Source organism: Arthrobacter sp. FW306-1B-F12A (assembly GCF_058781865.1).
Genome location: NZ_JBYSXD010000005.1, coordinates 1 through 16,155 on the forward strand (window position 1 = coordinate 1; position 16,155 = coordinate 16,155).

At 62.2% G+C, this 16,155-nt stretch carries 19 protein-coding genes and 1 pseudogene; 17 read left to right on the top strand and 3 right to left on the bottom strand.

Annotation, left to right across the window (positions count from 1 at the left end; all coding sequences use genetic code 11):
* Window positions 1-74 precede the first annotated feature (74 nt).
* The 6 genes and pseudogenes from AC3WJU_RS03940 to AC3WJU_RS03965 form a co-directional block, all read left to right on the top strand.
* Window positions 75-287 (top strand): annotated as a pseudogene (locus AC3WJU_RS03940) (IS3 family transposase); the annotation flags it as partial.
* 122 nt (window positions 288-409) lie between these two features.
* Window positions 410-733, top strand: coding sequence for a hypothetical protein (locus AC3WJU_RS03945; protein ID WP_492259176.1), 324 nt, complete (start codon window positions 410-412; stop codon window positions 731-733).
* 314 nt (window positions 734-1,047) lie between these two features.
* Window positions 1,048-1,572, top strand: a complete 525-nt coding sequence (locus AC3WJU_RS03950) for an adenylyl-sulfate kinase (protein WP_332601591.1) — start codon at window positions 1,048-1,050, stop codon at window positions 1,570-1,572.
* Between the two features lie 127 nt (window positions 1,573-1,699).
* Window positions 1,700-2,065 (top strand): GNAT family N-acetyltransferase, encoded by a 366-nt coding sequence (locus AC3WJU_RS03955; RefSeq protein WP_332601592.1) that lies wholly within the window; start codon window positions 1,700-1,702, stop codon window positions 2,063-2,065.
* A 99-nt stretch (window positions 2,066-2,164) separates the two neighbouring features.
* Window positions 2,165-2,431, top strand: a complete 267-nt coding sequence (locus AC3WJU_RS03960) for a hypothetical protein (protein ID WP_492259177.1) — start codon at window positions 2,165-2,167, stop codon at window positions 2,429-2,431.
* A gap of 70 nt (window positions 2,432-2,501) precedes the next feature.
* The gene (locus AC3WJU_RS03965; RefSeq protein WP_492259178.1) at window positions 2,502-2,912 is read left to right on the top strand and encodes a tRNA (adenosine(37)-N6)-threonylcarbamoyltransferase complex ATPase subunit type 1 TsaE; all 411 of its coding nucleotides are present in this window, start codon (window positions 2,502-2,504) and stop codon (window positions 2,910-2,912) included.
* 137 nt (window positions 2,913-3,049) lie between these two features.
* Here the strand turns inward: AC3WJU_RS03965 and AC3WJU_RS03970 are convergent, their stop codons facing one another.
* The gene (locus AC3WJU_RS03970) at window positions 3,050-3,409 is read right to left on the bottom strand and encodes a hypothetical protein (protein ID WP_332601595.1); all 360 of its coding nucleotides are present in this window, start codon (window positions 3,407-3,409) and stop codon (window positions 3,050-3,052) included.
* A 295-nt stretch (window positions 3,410-3,704) separates the two neighbouring features.
* On the opposite strand from AC3WJU_RS03970, the gene AC3WJU_RS03975 reads away from it, so the two are divergent.
* The 8 genes from AC3WJU_RS03975 (at window position 3,705) to AC3WJU_RS04010 (ending at window position 12,336) form a co-directional block, all read left to right on the top strand.
* Window positions 3,705-4,268, top strand: a complete 564-nt coding sequence (locus AC3WJU_RS03975; RefSeq protein ID WP_059388055.1) for a hypothetical protein — start codon at window positions 3,705-3,707, stop codon at window positions 4,266-4,268.
* Window positions 4,269-5,978: 1,710 nt separating this feature from the next.
* Entirely contained in the window at window positions 5,979-7,388 is a 1,410-nt protein-coding gene (locus tag AC3WJU_RS03980) for an MFS transporter (protein ID WP_307054093.1), read from the top strand.
* A 232-nt stretch (window positions 7,389-7,620) separates the two neighbouring features.
* Window positions 7,621-8,040 (top strand): YciI family protein, encoded by a 420-nt coding sequence (locus tag AC3WJU_RS03985; protein WP_492259179.1) that lies wholly within the window; start codon window positions 7,621-7,623, stop codon window positions 8,038-8,040.
* Between the two features lie 7 nt (window positions 8,041-8,047).
* Window positions 8,048-9,301: an RNA polymerase sigma factor gene (locus AC3WJU_RS03990; protein ID WP_492259180.1), complete on the top strand. Its 1,254-nt coding sequence runs from the start codon at window positions 8,048-8,050 to the stop codon at window positions 9,299-9,301.
* A 67-nt stretch (window positions 9,302-9,368) separates the two neighbouring features.
* Complete coding sequence (locus AC3WJU_RS03995; protein ID WP_492259181.1) at window positions 9,369-10,511, top strand: FAD-dependent oxidoreductase; 1,143 nt, start codon at window positions 9,369-9,371, stop codon at window positions 10,509-10,511.
* An 83-nt stretch (window positions 10,512-10,594) separates the two neighbouring features.
* Window positions 10,595-10,885 carry an antibiotic biosynthesis monooxygenase family protein gene (locus AC3WJU_RS04000; protein WP_492259182.1) on the top strand — a complete coding sequence of 97 codons (291 nt, stop codon included), beginning with the start codon at window positions 10,595-10,597 and terminating at the stop codon, window positions 10,883-10,885.
* A gap of 36 nt (window positions 10,886-10,921) precedes the next feature.
* The gene (locus AC3WJU_RS04005) at window positions 10,922-11,398 is read left to right on the top strand and encodes a MepB family protein (protein WP_492259183.1); all 477 of its coding nucleotides are present in this window, start codon (window positions 10,922-10,924) and stop codon (window positions 11,396-11,398) included.
* 272 nt (window positions 11,399-11,670) lie between these two features.
* Window positions 11,671-12,336, top strand: coding sequence for a hypothetical protein (locus AC3WJU_RS04010; RefSeq protein ID WP_307054087.1), 666 nt, complete (start codon window positions 11,671-11,673; stop codon window positions 12,334-12,336).
* 38 nt (window positions 12,337-12,374) lie between these two features.
* On the opposite strand, the gene AC3WJU_RS04015 is transcribed toward AC3WJU_RS04010, so the two are convergent.
* Window positions 12,375-12,647: a DNA gyrase subunit A gene (locus tag AC3WJU_RS04015; protein WP_307054086.1), complete on the bottom strand. Its 273-nt coding sequence runs from the start codon at window positions 12,645-12,647 to the stop codon at window positions 12,375-12,377.
* A 143-nt stretch (window positions 12,648-12,790) separates the two neighbouring features.
* Here AC3WJU_RS04015 and AC3WJU_RS04020 point away from each other — a divergent pair, with 143 nt between their 5' ends.
* A complete protein-coding gene (locus tag AC3WJU_RS04020) occupies window positions 12,791-13,312 on the top strand; it encodes an RNA polymerase sigma factor (protein ID WP_492259184.1) in 522 nt (173 codons plus the stop codon).
* Window positions 13,309-14,496 carry a LysM peptidoglycan-binding domain-containing protein gene (locus tag AC3WJU_RS04025; protein WP_307054084.1) on the top strand — a complete coding sequence of 396 codons (1,188 nt, stop codon included), beginning with the start codon at window positions 13,309-13,311 and terminating at the stop codon, window positions 14,494-14,496. Before AC3WJU_RS04020 ends, AC3WJU_RS04025 begins: the two co-directional genes overlap by 4 nt.
* Window positions 14,497-14,558: 62 nt before the next feature.
* On the opposite strand, the gene AC3WJU_RS04030 is transcribed toward AC3WJU_RS04025, so the two are convergent.
* Window positions 14,559-15,308 carry a GAF and ANTAR domain-containing protein gene (locus tag AC3WJU_RS04030; RefSeq protein ID WP_059388063.1) on the bottom strand — a complete coding sequence of 250 codons (750 nt, stop codon included), beginning with the start codon at window positions 15,306-15,308 and terminating at the stop codon, window positions 14,559-14,561.
* Window positions 15,309-15,430: 122 nt separating this feature from the next.
* On the opposite strand from AC3WJU_RS04030, the gene AC3WJU_RS04035 reads away from it, so the two are divergent.
* Complete coding sequence (locus AC3WJU_RS04035) at window positions 15,431-15,796, top strand: TfoX/Sxy family protein (RefSeq protein WP_284991767.1); 366 nt, start codon at window positions 15,431-15,433, stop codon at window positions 15,794-15,796.
* The last annotated feature ends 359 nt before the right edge of the window (window positions 15,797-16,155 follow it).

Genomic DNA, 16,155 nt, shown 5'->3' on the forward strand with positions numbered 1-16,155 from the left:
CCGGAAACTGACCTCCCGAAACAACTAATCCTTAACCGGCTAATCCCCGGCATCCCGGGCTATTAGCCGGATAATGCGCGGACAACGCCGCAATGGAATCGTTCTTCTCGCTGCTGCAAAAGAACGTTCTGGACCGTCAGCGGTGGAACACCAGGAAGGAACTGCGCCTCGCCATCACGACCTGGATCGAAAGGACCTACCACCGCCGGCGACGGCAAAGACGGCTGGGAAAACTCACGCCAATCGAATATGAAACAATCAACCGGACCGCGCTCACAGCGGCCTAAGACCCCGAGTCAACAAAAGCCGGGGCAGTCCCGACCTCCGATCGGCGCTGGAAGAACGTCAGCGCGTCCTGGAGGCGTTCGACTACTGCTCCATCCAGCCAGCAAACTACCTGTATGCAACGGTGCAGCAGTTCGCGGTTACCTCCGACGACGTCAGCCCTGAAGATATGGATGCCTTCATGGCCACGCTAAAGAGCCTCGCCGCCGACACCAAGCCGTTCAGCATCGAGCTAGGCGAACCGGAAGCGGATGACTACTCGCTTGGAGTCAAAGGAACCAGTACGTCATCATGGGCGAAACTGACCGCGGCGGTTCGCGACGCGGCCGCTGACACCATCAACAAGGGCCAACCGCTGCCGGGAGCCCCTTCAACCCCCATCTCACCCTGGGCTACGCCCTGGCCGAAGGCAGTACCGCCCTCATTCAACAAGCGTCCGACCAGCTGAGGGCACCCGCCCTTCCTCCCCTGACCATCAACGAAATGCATCTCATAGCCGTCCACCAGGATGCCAAACGAGGCACCTTCACCTGGGACACCACATCTCGCTTCCCATTCAGCGAACCCCCTGCCAAATAATCGAAGCGGACGCCTCCTGGCTTCGGCGACGTGCACGCTGAAGGATCAGCTAACGGGCACCGTTCCACATAGCCACATGGCGCTTCGAGAACTACCTGTCTGCCTAGGGTGCTTGCATTAGTACCTGTAAGCGACCGTTTCTGCTGCTTCGGGCGGCTTCTAGGCAATACTCGAGGGGTGTACATGCGTAGCGAGGTTCTTTTTATCGGGGGTCGCTCTGGCGTTGGGAAGAGCTCCGTGGCGTTTGAGCTCCACGCGCAGCTCGCCGTTCTGAACATCAAACACTGCGTGATTGAAGGCGACAATCTTGATCTGGCCTTCCCCCGTCCATGGGAGCATCAGCTGGCCGAGCGGAACCTAGCCGCGATCTGGGCAAACTATCGAGACCTTGGATATCGGAGGATGATCTACACAAACACGGTCAGCGTCCGATTTTCCCAGGAATTGGCGGCCGCCATGGGAGATGAACCCAGAATTACCGCCGTTCTGCTGACCGCTACTGATGCAACATCCTCAACTCGGCTGCGCGGGCGCGTTCAGGGGAGCGACCTTCAGGATCATCTTGACCGCAGCAGTGCCGCGGCGAGGGAACTTGAGCTCCTCACGCCGCAGTGGGTCCAGCGATGCCCTACTGACAACCGCAGCGTCCAGGATATTGCTGGTGATCTCCTGTCCCTCACCGGATGGACAGCTGTCCCGGCCAGCTAGGTCATCAAAGGTGGGTCGCTGAACCGCATTGCAGATGGCCTCGCCTACAGTTCCGCCCGGTGAGGTGCCAGATGCAAAACCTCACCATGACGATCAGACGCGCCGTCATCAATGATGCGGACAACGTTTGGCTTCTACTTCAGGATTTCGCCACAACGTTCGTGCCAGAGCCGGAAGCCTTGAACTAACCTTCCGTTCGTCGCTCCAGGCGCCCGAGACGCTCGTTCTGATAGCCGAACAGCATGACGGGTCCGTCGTTGGGTATCTTTTAGCCCGTTGTCGGGCCACCTTTCTTGCCAACGGTCCTGCTGCCTGGGTCGAAGAGGTCATGGTGACCAAGCGAGCACGACGGCAAGGTGTTGGACAGGCTCTGATGACTGAAGTCGAGTCGTGGGCGCAAGGCGCAAGGGTCGTCTTATGTGGCGCTAGCAAGCCGGAGGGCCGACGATATCTATCTTGCCCTCGCATACGAGGACGCCGCAACCTTCTATAAGAAGGCCCTTTAGCTCTCGGAAAGGGTGCGGCCGGCTGCGTGGCGCTGTCGGGGATGGTCATGCGAAATGAGTTCGTCGGCTTTATGCGATTCTTGAGCATGCGACGACCACAGATCGACCACCAGATTCCCGAGCCAACGGCGGAGGACCTGGAAAGAATTGGCAAGCTTTTGCGGCACGTCGGGGGGCAAGACGTCGCTTGGGGTGCACAGCAATCCCTCGACGTCTGGGTAATAGAGCAGCGCGCCAAACTCGATCAGCGGATGTCCGAACGAATTCGCACCGCCTCGTGGGCCCTCGTCGTGGCGACAGCCGGCCTGGTTGTATGCACTGCCGGTCTCATCTGGGCGACCCTGGCTGCCTGAACCGGCGGTGCGAGGCCAGTGATACCCGGTAAAGGATCCGTTTCGGGCATCCCTCTGTTACGTTCGAAACATGCTCGTTGTCCTGCGTGGTAACTCCGGTTCCGGTAAGAGCACCATCGCAGCGGGGCTACAACAAGCGCTGGGATGGCCGACTGCTATCCTCAGTCAAGATCATTTCCGGCGGGTCGTGTACCGCGAGCGGGAACAGGAGAGCCTCGCCCACGCAGACCTTCTCGAAGCCGCGGCAGCTCACTGCCTCAGTGCAGGGCATCACGTCATCCTCGAAGGCATATTCAACGCGGAGTGGTATTCGGCGATGCTCCAACGGGTCGCCGCCCAGCGCAACGACGCGAGGTTCTTTGCCTTCGACCTTACGTTCGATGAAAACGTCCGCAGGCACGCTATGCGGCCACAAGCGACAGACTTCAGCAAGAAGGATTGCGGGCCTGGTACCACGGCTGGCAGCCGTTATCTTTCGTAGAAGAAGAGCGCATCAATGCATCGGAATCGGCGAGCCGAATCGTGGCGCGCATTCTCGGCGCGGACGCCCGATAGTCGATCCTCACCGGACACTGTTCGCTTCGGGTGGTCTCGCCTCAGAGTTCAAGCGGGCTATTCCTAGCCTGTGGCTCCCGCCCGATTGTTCGATGGGTTGACGACCACAACGGGTTCGAGCGGCTCGGGGGGCAAGCCCTGCTTTCGCCGTTTGCGATCGGCGGCGGATGAGCGAACGATCCTCCAATATCCCGGAACCCACAAGACGGCATAGGTCAGAACAGACAGCCACATCACACCAATAGGAACCCAAAAGAACGGGCTGCTCACGTCAGGTCGAAGGCTAGCAAGCGTAATCATGATGATGATCATCTCGCCGAGAAGGAGACCGGTCCTGATCAGCATGCCCTTTTGGAACCGTGTGTAGGCTTCCAGGGTGGCGTTGCTGTATTTGCCCGTTGCGGCCAAGGCCTCGATGTTCATTTTCCCCGCCCCATTGTCGAAATGAATCAGACCGATCCTGGTCCGCTGTTGGATCTATTGCACAACCGAGGCCGTAGCGCGATAGCCGAGGCCCTGATGCTTTCACGTGAGTCTAACCTCGCCGATCCCTCTCCGCGCCGCTCCACTGGTTCTGTCCAGGTGCACGGTGAGGGATCCCTATTCGGGCACCGCGGTATACGGCGAGGCACTGGCTTGCGGTCACTTCGGACGGGCCCCTACCGACGCCGGCCATGCGCCTGCTACCGTGAACCATCGCTGACGCAAGGGGGATGTCATGCAGCTACGCGGCGCCGCTGGGTTGGCCGTCATAACGCTCAGTTTGTCCGGCTGCGCGCCTTTGCTGCCGATGATCCACCCCAGTCCCGCACCCAGCCCAAGTTCGTCAGGGCCTTCAGGCAAGATCCCCGTCACCGGTCAGCCGTCCGCTCAGTTCTGTGAGAACGCCGGGACCTACCTGTCCAAGTTCCCCGACCTCCCGCTGTACGGGCCACACCCGGAGACGCAGGAGGCCACGGGCTTTCTCAGCTGCTGGTACACCGTCGACGGTGACCCCTACCATCCGCGTGTCACCTTGGAGGCGCTGACTTTGAAAAACGACGACGACCGGGCCGTCTTTACCGAACAATGCGATGGCGGAAAGCTGGGACCCGGCACCGTCAAGATCATCGCTAACTGGACTCAGGACCGTCATTGGTCTGCGTGGATAGCGGCACACGACAGCTCCTACAGCGAGGCTATCCTCTGCACCCCGGACCAGATCTACACAGCGTCGGTGACGTACGTCCCCGGCGCCACCGCCGACGATGCCCTGGCCACCATCATGGCCGCCATCGACTGATCCGGCCTGGATAGCGACTGACTCGTCGGCCGGGCAGTCAACGCCCTCCGGGTGCCGCGTCAATCAGCCGACTATCCGCAGAATGCACGGGCAAGGATCCCTCGCGAGGACGTTCGCGAAGGGGCATTCACTTCGTGCGGCGTACCACCAGCACGATGTACAAGGCAGCGGCCACAGCAACCAATGCTCCGATGCTGACCCCTGCGCTTCCATTGTTGAGCACGCTAGAACTCCTCTACGGCCTCAATTGGCTACTGACTACACAGCGTACGCGGTGTTCTGGGTGCTGAATGAAAACCTGGCGAAAGCAGTGAATGCCATCCCGCCCGCGGGAGCCTTGTTGGAAGATTTAGCTTTGGACGCCAGTGGGATCCAAAGCGACGGTAGTTTCAGCACCGCATGTTCTCCCGTCGCGTCCGCGGGTGCTGAACATACACTGATTCCAGTCGATGATCTGGGGGACGATGCAACCGGAAACCGTTGAGCTGCCTGATGATCTGCTGCTGCCCGCGACCGCCCTGCCTCTTGCGGCCGCGCCCAGATGGTCGGGCTCGCGTCTCCGCCGGCGTCTGCTGTGGCGCGCTGGGTTGAGCGTGTTCGTCTTCGCCTTCCTGGTCGTTGGCCTGGTTTTTCTCTGCGGACAGTCCCCCATTCGGCCGGTCCGTGCCGTTGTGGAAATCGTCCGACTCGCCGACGGTGCCTTTCGAATAGAACCGAGATCCTAGGCGTTCCGGTGCGGGATCCCTAACCCGGACGGACGGTGGCCCCCTGGGCGCGTGAAGTCCACAGTCTCGACCCAGGACGAGCCTGCTGAAGAACGCGTTGCAGGTCCGAAGTCGTGAGGTCGTCGCGGGGGCGAGGCCATTTGTTTTCAACCAGACGGCACTTGTACTGGATTGAACCGCACTGGTCCGCCGCATTCGGGGCCGTCAGGGTGCTCCCCTGTGGGCTCCGTTTCTATCGCGAGCACGCGCGCCACACGGACACCTGAAGAGTCCACAGCGTCGACAAACACAGACGTGACTCTGACGGGCGGCATCAGGAAAGGCGCAGACTGCGGTACCAGCCACCTGCCGTCGGGGGTCCTGATTACCCGGGCCGGAGTGCAGCCCTCCCCGAAGCATGCCGAAACCGACGTTGGCTCGTGCGCAAACACCAACTCCACATCGCCTGTGTAGGCGTGCCCCACCGCGGGGCAAATGGTGCTGACACCCCCACGGATAAACACAGCCAGCGCCAGGACAACGGCCAGCATCCCAAGCACGATCAGAAGTAGCCCCCGGAGCCTCATTCCGCGAGCGTAACCCGGAAGCCTGGATTCCGGACAGCAAGCCCAAAGTCTCCGGCCTACGCTGCCGAGTCTGGCAGCACTAAATGTTGGCTCAGAGCGTCCGCCTGGCATGCACGTTGACGGAACCTGCGCCGGTTCAGACAGACCCCGTGAGCCGACGGATACAACCAATTTACACATCAAACTCTTGACCGGGTGAGGATCGCACCCATAGAGTTCTCTGATATATGAGTCATATGTCACATTGGGCAGCAGTGATACATGACGACGCCGAAATCATCTCGCGAGTCCTGCGCGGCCACATCGGCTGGCGTCAAGCCAGTCGGCATCGTCCACCGGTCGCTAAGGGCTGCGGCTGTCCGTGCGTCTAGGAAACGGCGTCAGCGGTCTGCGCTGACGTCAGAAGGGAACAAATCTCAATGATCTATCCGACCGGGACGACGGCCTCCGTCGACACCTCCATATCAAGAGAGACCAGCTCCAAGTTCAAGCGCCGCTTCATGGTGCGGCTTGTCGCTGTCTTCATCGGCGGGATGTTCCTCGATGGTTACATCCTCGGAATTATCGGCCCCGTCAGCGGACTCATGCGGTCAGATCTCCAGCTCGACGCACTATCTCTGGGCATGATTGCTGCAGGCCCGCTGGTTGGTATCTTCGTCGGCTCCCCGCTGGCCGGCTGGGCTACTGACAAGTTCGGACGAAAGCCCATGTTCATGGTGGACATGGGCCTGTTCCTGGTCGCCTCAGGGGCCCAGTTCTTCGTGACCTCCGGAGAAGGGGCCGTGATCCAGCTGGCCGCCATCCGGTTCTTCATGGGCGTCGCGATCGGCGGCGAGTACTCGATCGGTGGGCCTTTGCTATCAGAGTTCTCCCCGCCAAAGCTCCGCGGGCGATTGCTCGGGCTGACTCTGATCGCCTGGTATGTCGGTTTCATGATGGCGTTCATCATCGGCACGCTCCTGCACGACGCCGGCACCCCATGGCGCCTCGTAATCGGGACGAGCACGATACTCGCATTCGTCCTGTTCCTCGCCCGCTTGGGCCTCCCCGAATCGCCGAGCTGGCTCATTACGAAGGGACGGCATGAGGAAGCACTCGCGATAGCACGCCGATATGTCGAATCGCCCCAGATGCACGACAGCATCACTGGAGAGATGGATCTGAGGATGATTCAGGAGGCCCAAGCCGCGCAGAGTAGGACCAAAATCAAGGGCGCTTCCTTCGGAATGCTGTTCTCGAGGCAGTACTGGCGCATCACCCTCTTCACCTCAGGTTTTTGGTTCTGTGCGGTCACTCCGTACTTCGCGATCGCGACCTTCGCCGACGACGTGCTCAACCAATTCGGCTTCGGCGGCTGGACCGGCGGAGTCGGCCTGTCCGCACTTGCGGCCGCGGGTGTTGTCACCACCGTGCTTCTGATTGACAAGCTCGGCCGTCGAATTCTCACCGTGCCCGGGCAGTGGCTCTGCGCAGGCATCCTGCTGATCATCGGAGTCTGGGCGAACGCACCAGCGATCCTCGTGCTCGTCCTGTTTCTCGCCTTCTCCTTCTTCAATGCCGGCTACACCACGATGACCCAGGTCTATCCGGCGGAGGTATTCCCCGGCCACCTGCGCGGCATCGGCATGGGCTTCGCCGCGGCCTTCAGCCGCATCGGAGCCGCACTCGGCACCTTTGCCCTGCCATGGGCGATCAGCAACATCGGCCTGGGCCCAAGCATGGTCGTGGCCGCCGCCGTCGCATTACTCGGCGCAGCCCTCTCGCAATGGCTCGCGCCCGAGACAAAGGGGCGCACCCTCGCCGAGATCTCAGCAAACTTCTCCCACTGACACCGGCGTCCGACTGTCCCGTTCAAGGATCCCCTTACGGGCGGGGCCTACGCGTCCTTGAACCTATGGTCAGTCACCGCTGGTCAGCTAGCGTTGGTCGAACGATGGCAAGCAGTCCACCGCGGAAGCAAACAAAAAAAGATTCTCCGGTCTGTGTCGATCCGGCCTCGCGCCGTTCGACCTGTGGGTGAGAAGGTCAAAAAAGCGACCTTCCGGAATCAAGGAGCATTCGATGGCCAAGTACATGTTGATCATGCGTCCCACGGACGAGTCCTTCGCGAACTTCGCGAACACGGACTTCGCCGAAATCATGGATGCCATGGGAAAGTTCAACGACGAGTTGATTCGTGCCGGTGTCCTGCTGGCGGCCGAGGGCCTGGACGACGCGAATGAGGGCGTCGTGGTCGACTTCACCGGCGAGACGCCGGTTGTCACCGATGGCCCGTACGGAGAGACCAAGGAGCTGTTTGCCGGCTACTACATCCTTGATGTCGCATCGAAGCAGGAGGCTGTCGAGTGGGCCAAGCGGGCGCCGCTCACGGCGGGTAGCAAGACCGAGATCCGCCGCGTGACGACGATCGATGAGTTCCCGCAGGACAACCAGTGGATCCAGAGGGAACGGGCGTGGCGCGAGCTGACCGGGCAGCTCTGAGCCGACAGTGAGCAGCGCAGAGGCGCGGGGCGCCGTCGAGGCTGTGTGGCGGATGGAGTCCGCCCGCATCGTCGGCGCCCTCGCCCGCTATACGGGGGACTTCTTGCTGGCCGAAGATCTCGCCCAGGAAGCCCTCGCCGAGGCGCTGGTGTCCTGGTCCGTAAACGGGGTGCCGGCCCAACCGGCAGGGTGGCTGCTCACTACGGGCCGCCGTCGTGCCATCGATGCTTTCCGGCGGCGCGCCGGGCGCGACGAACGGTACGCTCTTCTCGCCCGGGGCCTGGACGACTCGACGCCCGGGGCGGACGCGCTGTTCGACCCTGACGCGATTGATGACGACGTGCTCGCGTTGATGTTTATCTCGTGCCACCCCGTGCTGTCGAAGGAGGCCCGGATCGCCTTGACGCTGCGGGTGGTCGGCGGACTGGGCAGCGACGAGATCGCCACGGCGTTCCTGGTTCCGGTGACGACGATCCAGGCACGCATCACGCGGGCCAAGACGACGCTGGCCGCCGCACAGGTGCCCTTCGCTGTGCCCGACCGGCAGGAGTTGAACGAACGGCTCGGTTCGGTGCTTCAGGTCGTCTATCTCATCTTCACGGAGGGCTCGTTTGCATCGGGCGGCGAGGAGTGGATCCGCACCGATCTGGCCAGCGAGGCCCGCCGGCTGGCCCGCGTCCTGGTGCGGCTCGCGCCCGAGCCGGAGGTATTCGGGCTTCTCGCGCTGCTGGAACTCACGGCAGCCCGGTTCCCGGCCCGACTTGATGCGTCCGGCCGCCCGGTCCTTCTGGAGGACCAGGACCGGAGGCTGTGGGACCAGGCGGCGATCCGGCGCGGGCGTGCGGCGCTGGCACAGGCTGTGGGGGCCGGACGTGGACTGGGCGCATATGGCCTCCAAGCCGCCATCGCCGAGTGTCACGCGGTGGCTCGCTCGGTTGCCGAAACGGACTGGCAGCGGATCGTAATCCTCTATGAAGCCCTCGGACGGCTGACGCCTTCGCCCGTTATCGAACTCAACCGAGCGGTCGCGGTCGCGATGGCCACCGGCCCCGCGGAGGGTCTCGAGCTGGTAGACGCGATCTCGTCACGGGGCGAACTGACGGGTTCGCACCTGCTCCCCGCGATCCGCGGCGAGATGCTCACCCGGCTCGGTCGTCGCGACGAAGCGCGGTCCGCTCTCCTGCAGGCCGTTGAGCTGTGCAGGAACGCCGCCGAACGAGCTGCGCTCGAGCGCAAGATCGACGGCGTCAGCCAACCATAAAGGGGGCCGCCATCGACCGCGGCAACGCCCGAAGACCACCCCTGGTGTTGAGTGCTTGAATGAGGGCATGGTGGATCGAAGCGTACTGGTCTCCGGTGGCGGCATTGCCGGCTTGACCGCCGCGTACTGGCTGGCGAAGGCCGGTTGGTCAGTCACGATTGTGGAACGAGCGGCCGGCGCACGATCTAGCGGCAACCCTATCGACGTACGCGGAGGAGCAGTCCCTATAGCACGGCAAATGGGCATCTGGTCGCGCCTGGAGGAGGCCGCCACTGGTGTCGAACGCCTGGTCTTCGTCGATGCCGACGGGCGGCCGCAGGCCACCATCCCCACCCGGCAACGCGCCGACCGCGACGGAGAGGTCGAGGTCGAGATCGCACGCACCGACCTCGTCGGCCTGTTGCTTGAGAAGGCCCGGGAGACAAGCCGCATCATCCGGGACGACTCGATCACCGCCTTGCACCAGGACGACGGCGGAATCGACGTCGAGTTTCGGCGGACTCCTTCCCGTCGCTTCGACCTGGTCGTCGGGTCCGACGGACTCCATTCCACAGTTCGGCGCTTGGTATTCGGCCCCGAAGAACGTTTTTCCCGCCCATTCGGCATGTTCGTGGGCACCGTGCGCGCCGCTGCACCGATCCAAGATCCGCGCACCGTGCTGATGTACAACGAACCGGGAACCTCCCTGACCATCCATCCGGCAGGTGGGAAGCCCGGGTTCGCATTCATCTTCCGGGGGCAGCACGATTTCGACTACCGCGACGCGGACCAAGGCAGACGCCTCGTCGAGTCCACCTACGCCGACGGCGGATGGCTCACCCCGCTCGCGCTCGAGGAATGGGGCGCGGCCGACGAAAGGTACTTCGACGCAGTCACCCGCATGGACGTACCGCAGTGGTCTGCCGGCCGCGTGGTGCTGCTCGGTGACGCGGCGAGTTGCATCTCGCTGTTCGGTGAAGGATCCAGCAGCGCGATCGTTGGAGCCAAGACCCTCGCCGACGCGATTGCCGCCTACCCGGATGACCACACCGCCGCTTTCGCCGTCTATGAACGCAGCCACCGCAAACACGTGCACTCGCTACAACGGGGCGCCGGCATCGCATCGCGCCTCCTCGTACCCAAAACGCAATCGGGCATCACGATCCGCAATGCTGTGTTGAACGCGCTCCCCTTTCGGAACAACCGACAAGCCCCGGATTCGCGGCGATAAGCGACGAACTTTTCCCAACGCTATTTTGTCACCCGGTGACCGTTAGCCGGCCCTCATCTGGACCACCGTGAGAAGCTGAGGGAATGATTCTGGAGCACGCAATCCTCCCCGTCCGTCCCGGCAGCGAGTCCGATTTTGAAGAGGCATTCCGGATGGCGCGACCTCTGATCAGCCGGCAGCGGGGCTTCCGGAGTCTTTCAATTTCACGCTCGATCGAGTCCCCAAACCTGTACCTTCTACTCGTTGAGTGGGATTCGGTGGAAGCCCATTCCGAAGGCTTCCGTGGGTCCGCCGACTATGAGCGGTGGAAGGAGCTGCTGCACCATTTCTACGATCCATTCCCGGTGGTTGAGCACTTCACGACGGTGCGGTAGCCAGCCCCTTACCCGGCATGTGGATACAGTTTGAGAGTGAATTTCCACGCGTTCAAGCGTTTCTTCGATCTTGCGCCTGCTCTTGCCGCTGCACAGCCTGTCATCGAGGTTGAAGAACAGGACAGCGACTACGAATCCGGGGTCGCCCGCATCGGGAATGAGCAATGGCGAATCCGCACCGCCCGGATCACACCGACGAAACCAGGAGCCTTCGTCGCGGTCTGGAAGCGCGGAGAAGGCGGATCTACCAGGCCCTTCACGGCTGACGAGTCGATGTCCGGACTGCTCGTCTTCGTAGAGGAGCAAGAACGGTTCGGGGTCTTCCAATTCACCAAAGCCAACCTGGTCTCGCTCGGATACGTCAGTTCCGACGTTCATCCCGGCAAACGCGGTTTCCGCGTCTATCCCGCATGGTGCAACGACCTGAATCCTCAAGCGTCACGCACGCAGCGCGCGCAGGGGCCTGCGTTCTCCGAGCTCGCTCCGAGTAGCTCATCCCCGGACCCCAACTGACGTTCCGGTCATCCGGGGACAGCTGACAGCAAGACAACATCGCCCCTGACGTGCGCGGAGGGCGGCCCTGCCGATGTCAGCCGTCGACGGCTGAGAAAGAACCCCGTGAGCGGATCCCTCGTTGGATGCGGCTCACCGACCCACGGGCAGATCTGGCCTTTCGAGCCGCCGCGCGCCGAGATCGATGGAACCAAACGTGAGCTATACACTTCAGGGGGCTCATCGAGTCCTTGGAGAAGGATCACAAAATGTAGACGCTAACAGGGGGCGGCGTGAGCCGGAATTCAACAGACACCGATTGGGGCGAACTCGCCCCGACGCAGGCGTGGAAAGCCGCACAACGCTATGCGGCCTTGGGAGACCGGAGCCGCGTGCAAAGGGCCAGCACCGTGATTTCCGGCGTGATCTCACTGACAACGGCATCCCTCGTCGGCATGGTCATCGGCCGCGGCTCGGTCGCGGCAGTAGCAGGAACGGACCGCGCGTACCAGGTGCTAACCGGTTTCAGAATTCTCATCGGGGCGGCGATCGGCGTCGCGCTGGGAACTCTCATGGCGACGACCGTTCCCACAACGTACAGCTTGTGGGGGCCGGCGACGCTCGGGTTGATCGGCATCGGCTGGATAGTGGCCATCTTGCCGTCGATAAGGTTCCACCGCTCGCGTGGCCTCAGGCTGAATGGGCCGACGTGGAAAAGAAGCCATGGTGTGAGGCAGCTGTGGATCGTCACCGCCCTGGCCCACGACCCGGAAGCCACCGCCGACGAGCTCGAAGCCGCATTGCGGACCCTAGTACCGGACCTCGGCCCCGGTTGGGCATACATATTGTTTACGACCACAGATGTACAGGTACAGGCGTTGCAGTGCCTCGGGTTCAGCCGTGCCTGCGAGAATTCCGGGCTGATGTACCGCACGGTCACAGCAGCCCAGCAGGTCTAGGTCGCCGAGGCGAGGACGATCAACCGCACGCGACCTGTTCAGCGCCCATCGGGCAGCCTTGATCTGAGTTCTTCTGCATAGGAAGCGATGGCCTGGCGCTCGTCGCGGGTGAACCTTCTGACTTGCATGTCGAGGACTACCCGGCTGCCCAGTTCTCCCAGGCCCAACAGCTGACCCACCCGCTGGATTGCTTCGTCCAGGTTCTCTGAATCCTCAACCACCTGGAAGACCTCGTCCCGCCGATCCATCGCCTTCACCAGGGCCTCGTGGAGCATCAATTGTTCCCTTGTTCGCCGCTCATCCTCATCCATGCCGCGATTCTTGCACGAATGGTTGTGTCAACCGATTGGCAATCGCTGGCCCTCATTTCGTGACTCGCCGCGAACCGTCTGAATTGGCCAGATTCTTTCGGGGTTCTCGTTACAGTTTGTTGGCTGCCGGACATTAACGGGGCATGAGCTTGCAAACAATGGGGGAACGGGTGGATCTGGAGAGGGAAAAACGGTTCCTTGCCGCCCACACGGGGTCCCACGACCGTATCTACCGCTTTTTTCGGCGCAGGACGGACGGCACCACCGCGGAGGATCTGTGCGCGGAGGTCTTCAGGATTGCCTGGGAGAAGTCCGGACAGGACGCTGAGCTCCCGGTGCTCGTCATTTTCGGAATAGCCAAGAACGTGCTCCGTAACCATGACAGATCCCTGTCCCGGTCTGCGGGGCTTATCGGTGCTTTGCGGTCGGAGCGCATACCCGCAACACCCACGGAGGAATCCACCGTGCGGGATGCCATCGACAACCTGGGCCCGAAGGAACGCGAAGTGTTGCTGCTGACGTATTGGGACGGACTCACCGCCGTCGAAGTGTCCCATCTCCTCAACACGACGGCGACTGCCGTGCGAATGCGGCTGCACCGGGCGCGCAAGGAACTAGGCCGAATACTCCAGGAGCAGTCAGTGTCAGAAGGAACACCAGAATGAGCAAGGACCCGTCCCTCGCCGATCTGCTCGCAGCCGCCGATCCTGCGCATATGATCACCCACGAGGAATTGGAGCGCAGCCGCGATCGGTCCCTGTCGTTCGTGAATTCCGACGTCACCCACATCGCGGTCGGCGGATCCGTCCAGGACTTCCACCGCTCGCCGGCCAAACGTCATTGGAAGCGTTTCGCAGCTGCCGGGCTTGCGGCAGCCGCGGTCGCGGCCTGCGTACTCGTAGTCTCGGGTTTAGTAACCGGTCCGGTCAACACCGCTGCGGTTCCGACCGTCACCGCTAAGGCGACACCGTCCGATGTCGGGAAGTCTTCCCTAACGGGGCCAACGGTTAAGGATTCGTTTGGCAACGTGGATTACTACACCACCGTCTCCGGTGACACGTCTGCCGGAGTGGCCGCAGCCTTCCGCATCTCCCAAGAGAAGCTCGCTGAATTCAACGGGATCGAGCGCGGGAGCGCATTGGCAGCGAATACGAAGCTTCGACTGATCCCGGCTCCGGGTCCGATCAAGGGCGCGAAGGGGACGGCTACCGTCGACGATAATGGCATCCCCACGAGCTACGTCATCGAACCCGAGGACACCCTAGACGGGATCACCTACCGGTTCGGAATCACGGGTGAGCAACTGGCGGAAGCGAACAAGGTCCCGTACGCATACGAGAAGGGCAACACCTACTTTGTCCGGGCCGGGAACCGTATCCAACTGCAGAAGAATCCTGTCGACAGCAGATCCGGCACAGGAACGGCCATCAACAACTCATTCGGCCAGACCATCTTCTACACAACCGTGGACGGCGACTCCTTCGACAGCCTTGGCTACAAATTCCGATCCACCACGGCCCAACTGCTGCAGTACAACCCGTCCCTCAGCGCTGACAAGCCCATCCCCGCGGGCACCAGGGTGAGGCTCATGCCCGGGGAATTCAAGATCGACGGAGCGCAGGGCACCTTCACATCAGACCCCGACGGCGTCCCGCTCACCTACACCACCGCCCCCGGGGACACCGAGCGCCAGATCTCGTTCCGTTTCAGCGTGACGGACCTGAGATGGGCCAACCGCCCGCTTACCGGCACCGAAGCGGTCTGGTACGCCTTCACCGACCTACCCACCGGGGAGCTCGCCCCCGGCCAGACCATCAGCCTCGCCCTGAACAAACCCATCCACAAGTAGCTGCGGGAGCCATCCAAAACTGCCGGGGCTATCCCGCCTACCGCGGCACCCAAAGCGTGCCCCTACTCGAAGTGGGTTTCGATCCCGCTCCCCGAGACCTGTTCGATCAGTTCGGTGGCTATGTCCCGTAGTTTGCGGTTGCGGTTGCTGGAGACCTTGGTGAGGATTTCCATCGCTTCTGCCTGCGAGCATCGGTTTTGCGCCATGATGACACCACAGGCCAGGTCGATGGCGGTCCTGCTTTGCATTGCTGATTCCAGGTCCTCTGCCCGGTGGTGGGCTGAGTCGATGCGCACGGACAGGTGCAGGATGTTGCGGGCGGCAGCGGCGAAGCCCACGGCCTTGTTGAAGACATCGGGGGTGAACGCGCCTGGCTTGGATGCGAAAAAGTTCAGCGCCGCACTAGCGTCCTCGCTGATTTCCATGGGAATCCCCAACGAGCTATGAACGCCGATCTCGGCGAATTTCTTGGTGAGCGCCGGCCAGCGGAGATCTGTCGAACCGTCGTCGATGATCACGGGAGACATCTCGCGGAGTGCCGCGATGCAGGGGCCGTCACCGATAGCCTGCTCAAACCGGTCAATCTGCACGGCGCGTGGGGAGCTGCCCGCTGCAGTGAGGGGACGGCGTCTGACTTTGACAGTGATGGCGCATTCAATCTCGTCGCCGGAAGCTTCGGAAATCGAGGCAGCGGCGAGCTTAGTGAGCCCGCTCAGGAAATCAGATGCATTCCCTGCGCCGACCAGAACAGACTGAAGGTCCAGAATGCCTTGAAGCAGGTCCGCTGCTTCGTTTTCCGGTGAACTCGACATTCGCCCATCCTACTTTCATCGTTTGCCAAGGAGAACGGTGCGCCGACGCTGGAAGCCCGCATCCCGCCGTCGTATGCTGCATGCAGTCCTAGGCTTTCGATCCCCTACCGCGGAGTACCCACATGCAGATCCCCAAACCGTCCGACGCCGACAAAGACCGCTTCCGCGCGGTGGTGCCGGAGAACCCTGACGTCGTGGTCAAGCCGATGTTCGGGAACCTGGGCGCCTTCGTGAACGGCAATATGTTCGCCGGACTGTTCGGTCCGATGATCGGCGTCAAGCTTTCCGACGCCGACCGCGAGGCACTGGAGGCCAGCCACCAAACGCTCCCGTTCGGCCCGGAAGGCCGCGCCATGGGTGGCTACGTCGGGCTCCCCGAAGCCTTGGCCGGCGACGATGAGCAAACGGCGGAGTGGGTCGAAAAGGCGTTCGCTTACGTTGCGACTCTCCCGCCGAAAGCCGCGAAGCCGCGTTCGGCGAAGAAGTAACTGCCGCGGAGGCGGCGCTCAAAGCTCAGAACCGGGACGTGTGGTCTTCGATCAGTCCGCTTGCCGCAATCTCACGGAAGGTATAGATCCCCCGGACTGCGGCGGCCGTGTCCCGGAATGGTGACGAGACCGCAAGCTCTTTCCCAAACTCGTCAACCAGCCTGACCCTGCAGCTGCCCCCGTTGTCAGTGAACACTTCAAAGTGTCCCGCCATCAGAGAAGTTCTCCCCGACGGCGTACAGGAGCAAGCTTGGGCAGTCCGGGATGCCGGGAAGCCGGGCTGCTGTTAAGCGGTTGATGATGTCCCGATTCGCGTCGCCGCTCCAGTTCGCCCGTCACGAGGTCAAGCAACGCCTGCG

Bases quoted from the DNA above. Each gene is read 5' to 3' on its own strand.
- AC3WJU_RS03960 (WP_492259177.1), top strand. From the start codon at position 2,165: ATGCGACGACCACAGATCGACCACCAGATTCCCGAGCCAACGGCGGAG.
- AC3WJU_RS03950 (WP_332601591.1), top strand. From the start codon at position 1,048: ATGCGTAGCGAGGTTCTTTTTATCGGGGGTCGCTCTGGCGTTGGGAAG.
- AC3WJU_RS04015 (WP_307054086.1), bottom strand. From the start codon at position 12,647: ATGGATGAGGATGAGCGGCGAACAAGGGAACAATTGATGCTCCACGAG.
- AC3WJU_RS03980 (WP_307054093.1), top strand. From the start codon at position 5,979: ATGATCTATCCGACCGGGACGACGGCCTCCGTCGACACCTCCATATCA.
- AC3WJU_RS04020 (WP_492259184.1), top strand. From the start codon at position 12,791: ATGAGCTTGCAAACAATGGGGGAACGGGTGGATCTGGAGAGGGAAAAA.
- AC3WJU_RS03970 (WP_332601595.1), bottom strand. From the start codon at position 3,409: ATGAACATCGAGGCCTTGGCCGCAACGGGCAAATACAGCAACGCCACC.
- AC3WJU_RS04025 (WP_307054084.1), top strand. From the start codon at position 13,309: ATGAGCAAGGACCCGTCCCTCGCCGATCTGCTCGCAGCCGCCGATCCT.
- AC3WJU_RS03985 (WP_492259179.1), top strand. From the start codon at position 7,621: ATGGCCAAGTACATGTTGATCATGCGTCCCACGGACGAGTCCTTCGCG.
- AC3WJU_RS04030 (WP_059388063.1), bottom strand. From the start codon at position 15,308: ATGTCGAGTTCACCGGAAAACGAAGCAGCGGACCTGCTTCAAGGCATT.
- AC3WJU_RS03975 (WP_059388055.1), top strand. From the start codon at position 3,705: ATGCAGCTACGCGGCGCCGCTGGGTTGGCCGTCATAACGCTCAGTTTG.
- AC3WJU_RS04000 (WP_492259182.1), top strand. From the start codon at position 10,595: ATGATTCTGGAGCACGCAATCCTCCCCGTCCGTCCCGGCAGCGAGTCC.
- AC3WJU_RS04035 (WP_284991767.1), top strand. From the start codon at position 15,431: ATGCAGATCCCCAAACCGTCCGACGCCGACAAAGACCGCTTCCGCGCG.
- AC3WJU_RS03995 (WP_492259181.1), top strand. From the start codon at position 9,369: ATGGTGGATCGAAGCGTACTGGTCTCCGGTGGCGGCATTGCCGGCTTG.
- AC3WJU_RS03965 (WP_492259178.1), top strand. From the start codon at position 2,502: ATGCTCGTTGTCCTGCGTGGTAACTCCGGTTCCGGTAAGAGCACCATC.